Origin of the sequence: Paenibacillus sp. JJ-100, assembly GCF_948329825.1 — a bacterium.
Classification (GTDB): domain Bacteria; phylum Bacillota; class Bacilli; order Paenibacillales; family Paenibacillaceae; genus Paenibacillus.
Genome location: NZ_CAOJCM010000003.1, coordinates 181,417 through 194,889, shown reverse-complemented (window position 1 = coordinate 194,889; position 13,473 = coordinate 181,417). Strand labels below are relative to the sequence as shown.

At 46.4% G+C, this 13,473-nt stretch carries 13 protein-coding genes; 2 read left to right on the top strand and 11 right to left on the bottom strand.

Features of this window, described 5'->3' with window-relative positions; translation table 11 throughout:
- Window positions 1–56 precede the first annotated feature (56 nt).
- Together PQG66_RS13955 and PQG66_RS13950 are read right to left on the bottom strand one after the other, a co-directional pair.
- Window positions 57–185, bottom strand: coding sequence for a hypothetical protein (locus tag PQG66_RS13955; protein WP_272038328.1), 129 nt, complete (start codon window positions 183–185; stop codon window positions 57–59).
- Window positions 186–330: 145 nt separating this feature from the next.
- On the bottom strand, window positions 331–792 hold the full coding sequence (locus tag PQG66_RS13950; protein WP_272038326.1) for a DUF1877 family protein: 462 nt from the start codon (window positions 790–792) through the stop codon (window positions 331–333).
- Between the two features lie 158 nt (window positions 793–950).
- Between PQG66_RS13950 and PQG66_RS13945 the strand changes: the two genes are divergently transcribed.
- Complete coding sequence (locus tag PQG66_RS13945; protein WP_272038324.1) at window positions 951–1,418, top strand: DUF4385 domain-containing protein; 468 nt, start codon at window positions 951–953, stop codon at window positions 1,416–1,418.
- Window positions 1,419–1,621: 203 nt separating this feature from the next.
- On the opposite strand, the gene PQG66_RS13940 is transcribed toward PQG66_RS13945, so the two are convergent.
- The 6 genes from PQG66_RS13940 to PQG66_RS13915 form a co-directional block, all read right to left on the bottom strand.
- Complete coding sequence (locus PQG66_RS13940; RefSeq protein WP_184180713.1) at window positions 1,622–2,674, bottom strand: LLM class flavin-dependent oxidoreductase; 1,053 nt, start codon at window positions 2,672–2,674, stop codon at window positions 1,622–1,624.
- A 185-nt stretch (window positions 2,675–2,859) separates the two neighbouring features.
- Window positions 2,860–3,672 carry a class I SAM-dependent methyltransferase gene (locus tag PQG66_RS13935; protein ID WP_272038323.1) on the bottom strand — a complete coding sequence of 271 codons (813 nt, stop codon included), beginning with the start codon at window positions 3,670–3,672 and terminating at the stop codon, window positions 2,860–2,862.
- A gap of 481 nt (window positions 3,673–4,153) precedes the next feature.
- Window positions 4,154–5,815 (bottom strand): DUF4179 domain-containing protein, encoded by a 1,662-nt coding sequence (locus tag PQG66_RS13930; protein WP_272038322.1) that lies wholly within the window; start codon window positions 5,813–5,815, stop codon window positions 4,154–4,156.
- Entirely contained in the window at window positions 5,772–6,332 is a 561-nt protein-coding gene (locus tag PQG66_RS13925) for an RNA polymerase sigma factor (RefSeq protein ID WP_334220781.1), read from the bottom strand. Before PQG66_RS13925 ends, PQG66_RS13930 begins: the two co-directional genes overlap by 44 nt.
- A 184-nt stretch (window positions 6,333–6,516) precedes the next feature.
- Window positions 6,517–6,858 (bottom strand): zinc ribbon domain-containing protein YjdM, encoded by a 342-nt coding sequence (locus tag PQG66_RS13920; protein WP_272038321.1) that lies wholly within the window; start codon window positions 6,856–6,858, stop codon window positions 6,517–6,519.
- Between the two features lie 292 nt (window positions 6,859–7,150).
- Window positions 7,151–8,611, bottom strand: coding sequence for a carboxylesterase/lipase family protein (locus PQG66_RS13915; protein WP_272038320.1), 1,461 nt, complete (start codon window positions 8,609–8,611; stop codon window positions 7,151–7,153).
- Between the two features lie 313 nt (window positions 8,612–8,924).
- Between PQG66_RS13915 and PQG66_RS13910 the strand changes: the two genes are divergently transcribed.
- Window positions 8,925–9,986, top strand: a complete 1,062-nt coding sequence (locus PQG66_RS13910) for a CdaR family transcriptional regulator (RefSeq protein ID WP_272038319.1) — start codon at window positions 8,925–8,927, stop codon at window positions 9,984–9,986.
- Between the two features lie 155 nt (window positions 9,987–10,141).
- Here PQG66_RS13910 and PQG66_RS13905 read toward each other — a convergent pair whose 3' ends face one another.
- From PQG66_RS13905 to PQG66_RS13895, 3 genes are all read right to left on the bottom strand, one after another.
- Complete coding sequence (locus PQG66_RS13905) at window positions 10,142–11,317, bottom strand: glycerate kinase (RefSeq protein ID WP_272038318.1); 1,176 nt, start codon at window positions 11,315–11,317, stop codon at window positions 10,142–10,144.
- Between the two features lie 24 nt (window positions 11,318–11,341).
- Complete coding sequence (locus PQG66_RS13900) at window positions 11,342–12,637, bottom strand: GntP family permease (RefSeq protein WP_272038317.1); 1,296 nt, start codon at window positions 12,635–12,637, stop codon at window positions 11,342–11,344.
- A gap of 208 nt (window positions 12,638–12,845) precedes the next feature.
- Window positions 12,846–13,412: a hypothetical protein gene (locus PQG66_RS13895; protein ID WP_272038316.1), complete on the bottom strand. Its 567-nt coding sequence runs from the start codon at window positions 13,410–13,412 to the stop codon at window positions 12,846–12,848.
- Window positions 13,413–13,473 lie beyond the last annotated feature (61 nt).

Sequence of the window (13,473 nt, the reverse complement as noted above, 5' to 3'; positions counted from 1 at the left end):
CTTCATATGTCATAACATGCGCGTGGAAACGTGCTGTTTCATGTAACATTTTCAGACTATTCCTGCTCCTGATCTTCCGTAGCCTCTCCAGCTTCCGCTTCATCTGCAGGTGTCACAGGTGTCTCGAATTGATCCGGCTCATCGTCCTGAATGGCTTTGTTCTCTTCATTCTGATTCTGTGTCATTTGGCTCTCCCTCTCTTCGGCGGAATATCATCAAGGCACTGCCTTGTGAGTATCAATAACCGGATGATGCATGAATTAAACATGGTGCAGTAATTTATCCAAGTCGATAGAAGTGAACGTAAAGCTTCTGCGACACTTCATCCTTTTAGAAAACATAAAAAACAATCCCCTTGCCATTCTCAACTGTCACCTGAAACAAGGCCTGAATCATATCAATCGTTTGCATTATTTCTTGGAAAATAACTTCTTCGTCCCAGCCTTCCATGACGGGATATACCCCTTCAGCAAGCATATTCTCCAGACTGAAGCGCGCCCTCACATCCTCAGGAGTAAGCTGCTCCAATGCCATATACGCCTCAAGTACTTGCTCGTGGCTAAGCAGGAACAGATCCATATCATCATAACGCCCCAGATATTGCTCACTGGCGAGAGGCACTACATATCCAAGCGGCGGTTCACCGTCCAATAGGTTCCCGTTTAACGTGAACTGCAGCATCTGCCACGTTTTATCAATATCCAGATCGACCTGACAATCATGCACACTAATCTCACCTGATTTGATGGATTCAATTAACGCCTCGGTTACTACAAGATATCTCCCGGACATTCCCATAGTGTTATCATCCCTTCTGCACACATTTTTCTCTATTGTTTCCCATTAACCATGCATGTTACATCAGAATCGGGTAAAAGGAAACAGAGCTATCGACATCACATGATGTACGTTCATGGAGAAACACGTTACTTTGGCAAGGAGGACATTGGATGAAAAAATTCGATTACAGTCTCAACTACGAAGAGCTGGATTTGCGCAAGCAGCCCGAATTATATACGGTGGGCCGAGGTGAGCAGGGTGTGCTGATGGTGGAGCCGTATAAAAGCGAGATTCTACCGTACTGGCGGTTCAAAACGCCCGAGATTGCGAAGGAGTCTTCGAAGAAAATCTATGAACTGTTTTTGGAGTATAAACAGAAAAACGACTTTGTCGGCATGGATATGGCTCGCAAATTCCTACAGATGGGTTACACACGAGCGAGACGTTACACCAATCATAAAGGCGGGCGTAAATATTCGAAGGAAGATGGTTCGATCTTACCCTATCAGAACGATCCCGTGAAGGCCGAGGCTGCTGCTATTTTCAAAGCGCAATGGGAGATCGCCAAAGAGGATGAGGAATATATCCGGATGAAGAAGCAGCACCGTAAGCAACATGAGTCTGAGACGACGGATTAATCAGAATACACTGCACGATGTTATCCTACTTCTGACTCGAAGGAATTGAAATAGCTGAGATACCAAAAGAGCAGGGTTTCAGTCCATTAATACGGGCTGAAACCCTGCTCCTGTTAACACATTAAGCAAGTTTATGATATGACGTTGCTAAAACTTTATTTTCACATATCGAAGATACAGGACTACGGACTGCTTTAATAAGCTTAGGCATTCTCCGCTTCCCAGCGGGCAATCTCCTTGCGTACAATTGGTGCAACTTCCTTGCCAAGCAGTTCAATGGCGTGCATCACCTCATCATGCGGCTGCGTTCCGAGCGGTGTATGCAACATGAAACGAGTGATGCCGACTTCTTTGCGCAGATAGATGATTTTCTCAGCGACCGTCTGCACATCCCCGACGTACAGTGCACCTTCCAGACTACGTGCCGCATCAAATGTCTCCCGGCCATAATGTCCCCATCCACGTTCGCGTCCCAGTTGGTTCATAACGGCCTGTGCTGGGCGGAAAAACTTCTCTACAGCTTCATCTGTTGTATCGGCGATAAAGCCGTGGGAGTGAGAAGCTACGGTCAACTTGGAGGCATCGTGTCCGGCATGCGCAGCAGCTTTTTTGTACAACTCCACCAAAGGTGCGAATTGTTTTGGACGACCACCGATGATGGCAAGCACCAGCGGCAATCCAAGCAGACCTGCACGAACAACGGATTCCTGATTACCGCCGCTGCCAATCCAGACCGGAAGCTTTTCTTGCACTGGACGCGGGTAGATGCCCAGGTTGTTGAAGGAAGGGCGGTGTTTACCCGACCAAGTGACCTTTTCCGACTCCGTCAGTTTCAGGAGCAGATCCAGCTTCTCATCGAACAATTCGTCATAGTCACTCAATTCATAACCAAACAGCGGGAAGGATTCAATAAATGATCCACGTCCTGCCATAATCTCTGCACGTCCATTGGAGATGCCATCTAGCGTTGCAAAGTCCTGAAATACACGCACTGGATCATCGGATGATAGCACGGTTACGGCACTCGTCAGACGGATATTTTTGGTTTGAGAAGCTGCCGCTGCCAGAATTACAGCTGGCGATGAAGCGGCATAATCAGCACGATGATGCTCCCCCACGCCGTATACATCCAGTCCCACCTGATCTGCCAAAACAATCTCTTCCACGACATCCCGAATACGTTGTGCATGACTGATTAATTCTCCTGTATTTACATCCGGGTTTGTTTCCACAAATGTACTGATTCCGATTTCCATGGTATGTTCCTCCCTGTAAATGTAGCGATCCGTTCGTTAATCTAACCTATTGTAAGTAGATCACCTTTTGTTATTTATCTTTATATTGAACTATTTTGAGAAAAAATACAAGTACCCTGTTTCCGAAGGGGGCTTCGCGTTTATTTTGTCTATGTTGAAAGCTAGTCTATACTCTTATCCTTCGACTACAATTTTGTACCGATATATAGCAAATGAGATGAAATCCCCAGAATTGAAGGATCTTTGGCTGCCTCAATCATATATTGAAGCAGTTCTTGCTCCTCACCGCGCTCCTTCCAATATCTCTCCTGGTCATCTGTCAGTACGGCTTTCAGACTGGATGAACCGATCAGATGAACGGTCTCGAAGCCACGCTGTTCCATAAACGGTACAACATCTTGCACATGAAAATAGTATGCTCCTGTAAATCGCCCCTGGTCCTGATGATCAAACGTGCCTTTGTCTACAAAAGACCGGATGGCGTCCATCTTGTCGTGAGGCTTCCAATGCTGCGGAGACTGTAGTGAATTGATACTCATCCTCATCCGGCTCTGAAATGCCACAAAAACGACTCCCCCCGGCTTGATTACACGGTGCAGCTCTCGGACAGCAGCCTCACGCTCCTCTTCATGCTGCAAATGATACATCGGCCCTAACATGAGCACCGCATCGTATGTTTCGTCTGCAATTCCGTTTAAGTGAGTCGCATCCAGCACATGAAAACCGTCAAACTGCTTCGTCAAAGCCATTTCACTTGCCTTCTGTCTGGCTATATCCACAGATGCAGGAGTCAGATCTGACAACGTGATCCGGTACCCCAATGCGGCAAGCTCCATCGCATACTTCCCTGGCCCTGCCCCATTGTCCAGCACAAGACCTGTGTCCGGAAGTGACTCCAGAATATAATGCATGTTAATGATAAACTCCAATGGTTCCCGATCCAGTCTTCCCCACTCATCAAATGAGGAATAATAGTCCACCACACGTGATCTTTCCATAATGCTGCACCCGCCTTTGATTAATATGGAGATATGATCATAAAACCAAAAAACCTGCCGCCTCAGCTAAGAGGCGACAGGTCTGACCTTCGCGGTACCACTCTTCTTGAATCATGAACAGGATGCCCTATACATGCGCAACTGCCATAACATCTCACAACCTGATGACGGAGGCTACCCGTCAGGATCTACATCTGAGCCATACATCGTATGGAACATCCGTTTATATTGGCTCTCCGAACCAAAGGAAACTTCCATAGGATAGCTCTTCGACCCTGCTGCTCACAGGTGAGTTGGGGATAGGATGGACTGTCTTGCACCCAATCGACAGCTCTCTGAACCATGCCACATACCTTAATACTCCTGATCATTGCATTTGGCTATTGAATTCTACCCAGTATAGTTCTCCTAAATATTTACTGTCAACTCTATATTCGGAATAAATGAGAGCGCTTCTCTCGCCTGATCACAGCGGCTTTTTCTAATCTCTCTTCTCTTCCACTATGGGTACGACCGTTTTACCTTCCGGTTCTTCTGTACTGTACATCCAAGGATATACAACTGCCGTATCTGATGTATACTTCTCATACCGATCAATACCCTGATTGTCTCCGTCACCGGCAAATTGGGTCTTAACAGGCATCCCATAACTTCGTTCACCCTTTAGGAGCATAAAGGTCTGATTCATCCCCCCGAAATGCGGATCATCACTATACCTCTCCACGTACAAATCTCCGTCCTTAAGGTAATATGTCCAATGGATTATAAAACCGCCCAGGTTTGTATCCACAACCTGTGGTTTCTCACTTATTCCAGATAGAGTAACCGGCTCAAAGTCACCCTCAACATAATCGACTTTATGATGAGCATACAGGGTCATTGGCGTATCTGGATTAATTTTCAGACCAGGATCTACTTCAAAACGCAGTTCCATTTGCTTCGAATCCTCTGACGGCCATACTGCACCCTCCAGCTGGGTCCCATTCACATCCAGATCATATTTCAAATATGGCAGTTGCAAAATTGCTTTATCCTGAGCAAGAGTCACCCGAATTTGAGTCGGTGTAATGATAGCTTCTTTAACGAGTACTCCATCCGATTGCTTCTCCAGAGGGAGATTCAGTACCCTTTTACTCGTACCGCTAAGCATCTCCGTTTTATCCAGACGTATACTGATATCCAGTGATTGATCCATTGTACCTTCTTCTTTATGATAAGCGAGTACATAAGATGAGGCTTGCTGCTTTAACGTGTCCAGGTTATAGAATTGTTCTGATAAATATTCACCATTTACTCCCGGCTTACCGCTTATGCTCGGCGCAATCCACTCTATTGTCTGTCCTTTCTGATCGTATATCTTTAAATAAGGAAAGGCATAATCACGAACCTCAGACTGATCAAAAGTTAAAGATGTAGACAACATCACTTGATCATCTTTCTCGTTGAATACACTCACTGCAAGTTTACCCAAGCCGTCTTTATGGATATCGAACATCTGTGAATGCCGCTGAGAAATATCGAGGTCGATCTCCTGTTCCTCAGGAGCTAATACCTGGATTCCACTTACCGTAAAATCAACATTGGCCTCGTTTCCTGATGGTGTCCACTCCGTTTCAAAATAACCTTTGTATTCTCCGTCCGTACGATTAAAATCATGATAGTACCTGCCTTCAATCAACTTGCCAGTCTCATCTCTCAGACCAATCGAAGGAAATCTCAGGGTATCCCCTTTGTACTTACCAGGGTTCAGTGTATACAAAATTACCGTACGATTATCGTCGGAAAAGGCAGTATCTAATGTTAACGTCACTCCCTTTATACTCACTGACTGATTCAGCTTCTGTCCAAGTCCATTTTGAATCGCAGTCTGAATACCGCTCCGATGATCCAAAAGGTCAAGCCAATTGTAATGCACCGCAGCATACACAGGTGTCGCCATAAGAATGACCGCAGCTGTTCCGATCAGCACAGTCTTTTTCCATTTCAAACGCCGCGGTACCTTCCCGCTCCCTGCTGAACTATGAAGTTCGGGGCAGCGCTCCTGATCCTGTGCGATCTGATCCCACATGGCATTAAAATCAGGATAAGAAATATCTGCATCATTTTTCAGATGATGAGACAACTTTTTTTCCGTATGGTTCACTGTATACCTCCCCTTTCTGATACGGCTTACCAGCTTGATCCCATTTTTTCCTCAACAAACGAATAGCCTTATAGATCCTTGACTTCACGGTGCCCGTCGGAATTTCAAGAATTTCTGCAATCTCGGCCAAACTTAAATCATTCATATAACGCAGCAGTATCGCTGATCGCATTTTCTCTGGCAGTTCCTGAATCCATTGTGCCCACAGTGCAGATTCCTCTACATGTTCAATCTGTATATCTACCGGATCTGCCGTTCGCTGCGGCGTGAGCAAAAACTGCTTTTTTTCCCTCAGCTTGGATTTTTGTACTCTTTTCAGAAAATTGAGACAGTGATTCACCGTAATTTTCATCAGCCACGTTTTCTTATACTCCACCTTCTGCCAGTCCTGACGGAATACTGTAACAAAAACGTCGTGGCAGACATCTTCTGCATCTTGGGCATGATGGAGCATGTAGTAACAGGTCCGATACACGTCCTTGTTGTACAACTCGAACAGTTCCCTTTCGCTCAACATCTCTTCCCCCTTTCTCTAGATCGTCTTTTCAAATCTATAGACAAAGCAGATGCTTTTCAGGTTCACTTTTCTGTTGCGCCCAACCAAAAAAAAGAACGTTCACTTCCACGACATGCAGAAATGAGCGTTCTCTTTATCAGATTACCATCGCTGACGAGCCTACGTATAGCGTTTGGAATCCAGCTTAGATTTTTTTCACAAATTCGGATTTCAACTTCATAGCACCCAGACTATCGATCTTGCAATCAATATCATGATCTCCGTCAATTAGACGAATATTCTTGACCTTCGTTCCTTGTTTCACAACGAGGGAGCTACCCTTAACCTTCAGGTCTTTGATAACTGTAACCGTATCACCATCATTCAGCACATTCCCGTTCGCATCACGCACCACTTTGGAATCCTCTGTGTTACCTTGATCTTCTTCCAAAGACCATTCATGCGCGCACTCCGGGCAAACGAACATCAGGCCGTCCTCGTACGTATATTCCGAATTACAACTTGGACAATTAGGCAGATTAGACATATATTAACTCTCCATTCTACAATTCACTATTCCGCTAGTATACGTGATTTCGGAGATATGTTCCATACGATGGCTCACTGCACTCTGGATTCAACCTATTTTTAGATTGAATTTAAAGGAATAGCAGCCTACACTATAAAGAAAAATCACTATGGTAACATGAATATGCCTCGGTATATGCCATGGCATAACCAAAAAGGGCAGCTTCGTCTACAATCCACAAGGCTGCCTTTGTATTTGTATTTTTCATACAGAGCTATCCAACTTATGAAACTTTAATAAGAGAGCTGGCTTATTTAACCCCTAAAAGTTCACGTTTAGATGCTTCTGGATCATGAACAACCTCAATCTCATGGTTGAAGATCAGCGTTGCCCGATCCTGGCTATATTCAGGCCATTCCATTCCTGCTGTCTCCGGTTTACCATGCTTGGCAAAAGAAATCCAGGCATCCTGCACCTTAAGAGCAAGAGCTCTAGCAGCCTCATCCGGCTCAGCTTTCATGAATTTCAGCTCATCCAGTGTATTAAATACAAAGAACATCTCAATGCTGTGAATGGCTCTGCTTAGAAGCGGATGTTCAGGCATTACCCAGTCAAAACGGTACATCCACACTGGAGCATGCTTCTGCTGTGCAGCCGCATACTGCAGCGCTGACCGCCAGAAGAACATATCTGTCATGACCTGGGCTTGTCCATCTGCGGTTTTGGGATAACTATCCGCGATGGCAACGCGATTCTCCAGATCCGGCGCCATAAAATCAACACCCTGCACCATATCAATTTCATTCGAAAATGGCACATGCGGCTGAATAAACAGTGCTCCCTCATGAAGCGTTGTGCCGATAAGTACTGGAATGCCCTCTGCGGAGCCTTCATTTACAGCTTGCAGCGGTATTTGAGGAAGTGTCTCACCATCCAGTACAGGCTGGAACAATAAAGCCATACCTGCTCCGCTCTGTTGTCTCACTGTTTCTGCTGCCGCCATAATCTGTTCCACTGGAATACTGTTCAACTTCTCCAGCTTGTCCCGATCTACACCAAGAACATTCAACATGCCTTCTCGTAAAGCGTCAGCTTGTTCTCCCCGCATAAATTGTGAAGCACCACTCTCCATAATGGCACGCTGGAACAGCCCTTTAGCCGATGGCATAGCCATCAATGCCGCTATACTCATACTACCTGCTGATTCACCAAACACAGTAACCTGCTCTGGGTCACCGCCGAAGGCTGCAATGTTATCCTTTACCCACTGAAGAGCCGCCACCTGATCCAGCAATCCTGCATTGGTCACATACGAATTGCCCAGCGGAGCCATATGAAGGAAGCCAAGTGGTCCAAGACGATAATTTATAGTGACGACAATGACATCACTGCGAACGGCTAACTGTGTACCGTCATATACCGGCAAGCTGCCTGATCCCGTAACGAATGAACCCCCGTGGATCCACACCATGACGGGAAGGGAGTGACTACTTTCTTTTTCCGGTGCCCAGATGTTTAGATATAGACTGTCTTCCGACTCTGGCGGCTTGTGCCCGCCCATCCATTCTGAATCATGGCGCGGTTGTATATTTTCAGGACCAAATGCGGTTGCCTGTCTGATCCCATCCCATGACTCAGGTTGCACCGGAGCGCGGAAACGCAACTCCCCTACAGGTGGCTTCGCATACGGAATGCCTTTCCATACGCTTGCACCGTGTAAAAGCTCGCCTTGAACCGTACCATATTTCGTTTGAACCTGAAGTTCTCTCATGCCGCTTCTACATCCTCTCCATAAAAAAAGTAAATAGATATGTTCATAATAATGAACGAACCATGGACGATGTGTATCTATTTGAGTATAAAACGTTGGTATACCTATTTACAACTTTACCCAAAATGATGCTGTTACCATGTACGATGGTGCAGGCCAGATGCCAATGAAGTTTAGTGTAACCGACGATCTTCGCTTGTACGAGCCTTCCCCATTCTTTATAATTTTGTTCATATGCACAAGTACTTAGAAGCACATAATTATATTGAAAATATCCACTTTCATCAGAACCAGAGGAAAGGATGGGTTACTATTGTTACAGCTATCCGAGAAACAGGCACAGGATATTGTAGATAAAATGATGCAGGATATCCCCTACAACATCAACATTATGAATGAACAGGGCATTATTATAGGGAGCGGGCAGAGAGAACGAGTCGGAACTGTTCATCAAGGGGCAGTCCGTGCACTGCGGACCGGAAAAATGATTGAGGTCTGGCAGGATGGACGCCTGGAGAGAATGGGCACGAACGAACCCATTCTCATCAATCAACAGCATGTAGGCGTCATCGGCATATCCGGTCACCCGGATGAGGTGCGTCCATTCTGCAACATTGTGCGTACCACCGTAGCCCTCTTGATTGAACAGCGTGTACAGCTGGAGAGTCAGGCTCTTGAGGCTTCACAGCAAAAGGCATTTTGGGAACGGTTACTGAACCACACGGGCTCATACTCCCAGAAGTTCTGTAAAGAAGCCAAGCAGTATCAGATTGACCTGCAACTTCCCAGTGTGCTGTTATACATGAAACCCAGCCAAAAACGCGCAGAGGAACAGGCAGGAATGCAGATGGAATTGGCTCGTTTTGCATCCCATCTTCCGTCATTCCCGTTGGAAGGAGAAGAACAGGCTCAACTCATACTGATTCAAAACGATGCAGACATCAAACCTACGATTCAGCTGCTTATGCAATTGGCTCCTAATGAGATCTGGATTGGTGTTAGTCAAAAGGAAACTAATATCGCAACCGGGTATGCCCAGGCTCGCTCTGTCATCCAGATCCTGCAAGCGCTTCAACCTGCCATACATGTTATGCATTATGAGGATGTACCTTTTCTGGTACAGTTCAGCATAGCCGATTTGAATCCTCACACCAATACTATCAGCAAGTTAGAGGATAGCGCAGACCTATTAGAGACGCTACGCAGTTTCATTCATCATAGCGGCAGCATGTCTGCTACGGCGGATCATCTCAATATTCATCGCAACACTTTGCAGTACCGCCTCAAACGAATCCATACTCTTACAGGCAGAGATCCACGTAATTGGCTGGAACTTATCGAGCTCACGCATGGTTTATTGAGACATTATCAATAGCCCGAAAGTAGCGCGAACTGGAGTAGCCTCAGGGTTAAGAGTTAAGATCAACCATAATAGCATACAGCAAAAAGGGACACAGACTGCCTAGTTTAAGGCTGATCCATGTCCCGCTTTTTGTTTACCTCGAAGTAGCTAGACCATCAGTGCTCCACCTACAGATGCAGTCCAAGCTTAAGTACCCTTGCAATGTTTTCCGTGGTGCGTTCTACGTTAGCTGGTCCCTCTTGCAACAACTGCTCCAGCCCGGCAGCACCTGGCACAATGCCAAACACTGCATCAATACCTTCTGCGTATAGTGTATCAATTCCCTCTCCTATATACCCAGCTATTGCAATAACGGGTTTACCTGCAGCCTTAGCCGCTTGGGCTACGCCATAGGGCGTTTTGCCAAATTTCGTTTGAAAGTCAATCCCGCCCTCACCTGTAAACACCACATCGGCATGCTTCAGCTTCTCCTGTAATGCTGTATATTCGATAACGATCTCAATCCCTTTGCGGAGCACTGCTTGTGTAAAAATTAAAAGTCCTGCGCCCAGACCTCCTGCAGCTCCGGCCCCGGGCACATGGCGAATGTCCTTGCCCAGCTGATCCCGTACGATATCTGCATAATGTGATAAGCTGGCATCCAGTTGCTGTACCATCTCGGAAGAAGCGCCCTTCTGTGGTCCAAACACCTGTGAAGCACCATGCTCGCCGCACAGTGGATTGGTGACATCACAAGCCACGATAAATTCAACTTCTTGCAGACGCTCATCCAAGCCGGACACATCAATCCGGGCAAGTTGACGCAAAGCCCCTCCTCCGCGTGCAAGCGGCTGACCCGAAGCATCCAGAAACTTCACACCAAGAGCTTCAGCCATGCCAGCACCGCCATCATTGGTAGCACTGCCGCCAATCCCGATAATGATTTTACGAATTCCCCGATTCAGGCACGCTGAGATCAGTTCCCCCGTTCCATAAGTTGAAGTACGCAGCGGATTCCGATTCTCCTGTGTGACGAGATGAATACCACTTGCAGAAGCCATCTCAATAGCAGCTGTCGTACCGTCACCAAGTATACCGTACTGAGCCAGGACCTTTTCACCCAGCGGGCCTTGGACCTCCTGTTGATATATTGCACCGCCTGAAGCATCAACGAGTGACTGTACTGTCCCTTCCCCACCATCGGCCATGGGTACATGAACATAACGGGCAGTCGGATATATTTTTCGAAGACCTTTCTCCATCGCCTCACAGACTTGCTTCGCAGTCATGCTCTCTTTGAATGAGTCCGGAGCTAGCACAAACGTAGTTTCTCTGCCTTTCATCATATCCACTGTCTCTTCCATATCTCTCACGCTCCATCCGTTATACTAAAGGATAAATCCATATAATATTGTCGCTATAATTGCCATCGTTCCACCTACAATAGCTTCATAAGGGACGACTCCCATCCGCTGGCGAATGGTCATCTTCATGCTATCTGCCGTGACGTGGAAGTAGTTCCCCTGTGGCAGAGAATCAATAACTGTAGCGCCAGTATGAACCATGACAGCCGCTGCTAATGGTGCTGTGCCCATATTCAGAATGGCATCACCGAAGGAGCCTGTCGCTAAGATAACCCCCGTTGATGTTGACGCTGTAGCTGCTGCCATAAGAATCCCTGCGATAGGTGCCAGGAAGGTACCTGATACGCCAGAGGCTTCAATCAAACTGACTACCTGAGCGGACAGGTTAGAAGCCGAGATAAGTCCTGCAATACCACCAGCGCCCACCAAAATTAGCACAGTTGCCGTCATTTTGTTCAAACCTGATGTTGTATATTTAACGATATTTCGTCCTTGTCCCATGGCCAGCATACCGATGATTCCTGCAAGCGGCAGAATGTACATGGCATCGACCTTGAACGCAGACAAGGCTTCAATGCCTGCTATGGAACCAATCGGATTAATCATCAGTAGAATGATAGCTGTCAGCGGTGCAACAATGGCCTTACCCAATGGTGGATATTTTGAGGTATCCACTTCACCCTGTTCCGCTTCCTGATCAGATACCATTACTCCTTTATTCTTCAGCATGGAAGTCACAATAACGGTTACAATTAATCCGAAGATGGCTGGAATAACCCCTGCCAGCATGACACTACTGAGGTCGAGGTCAAAGCCACGTGCAGCCGCAATCGTATTCGGGTTCGGAGAGATCACATTCCCTGCCTTGCCTCCACCGGATAGTGCCAGAATTAACGCGAGTTTGGATATGCCCATTTTGTTACCTACCGAGAGTGCAATCGGAGCAACAATCAATACCGCGACTGGAATAAATACGCCGACAGCAGTAATAATCATCGTTGCTAGAGCCAGTGCCAGAATAGCTTTGCTGCCTCCAAACTTCCGCACAATGGCTTGGGCAATTGTCTCTGCTGCACCTGATTCCATCATGACACCTGCCAGCACCCCTGCAGCAAGCACCCGAAGAACTGTCCCCATGACGCTTTGAGTGCCGTTGACTAGTATATTGACAGTTTGATCTAGGTTCGCTCCGCCAATTAAAGCGCCTACAATTGCGCCTAAAAATAAAGAATACACGGGATTAAGCTTTCTCAGGATTAGTATAATGGCTATTGCAAGTCCTGCCAGTGCTCCAATCCAGCTTATTGTTAAGGATTCCATTGTTCATTTCCCCCTCGCACTTGTTGAACACGCTTTCATTATAGTAGCTGGGGAACCAAATAAATATTGATGAAAGGACGAAATTACTTGTGCATATGCATAATATCCTGAACTCATTGGCAAGAAACTTACATATAACGCAAAAAGACAGATGGCATCCATCTGCCTATTTTACTGTAGTTCCAACCCCTTAAGCGGACCTCAGCTGCTATTCCAAGTAAGGAACCTCTTCCTCGCTACTAATAGAATATTCCTTCAGTCTCCCCTCATACACCAGCTTCAGCTGCTCACATTGGCGAAAATCGTCCGGGGTGACCAGTGCCGGCAGCTTATCCCACAGCTTGATCCCCGAGCGTTGCAGAATCTCAGCTACGAACTGAGAGCAAAAATAGGAGTTGCTGAACTCCACCGGCTCCTTAAGCGTAATTCCAATCACACCTAGAAGATTGTACATATATTTCTGACGGCTGCGAATGAAGATGTGCAGCACACGCTTCATTTTTTCCACTTCACGCTCCGTAACCTGAAGCTCATAGATGACACATGTCGTATTGGGATACTTACTATAAGTACCCGTCTGGATATCTTCCTTCACAAAACCGCCATTCAGAGGATTGCTTGGATGTTTGCGTCCAAAACTATACAATTCCGTTAATTCCCGGTCAAACGAGATGGAAGCGTGGTTATATGGCGCTCTGGTGTAGCTCTGAATCACTCTCGTGAACAACGTCCCTGTATTCGTCAGCAAAATATAAATGGATCGTTTATCGGTCATCCTCATATTTCCCCTTATCAAGTTGTCACTATTCCTTCATAATAACATAGTATCCTATAAT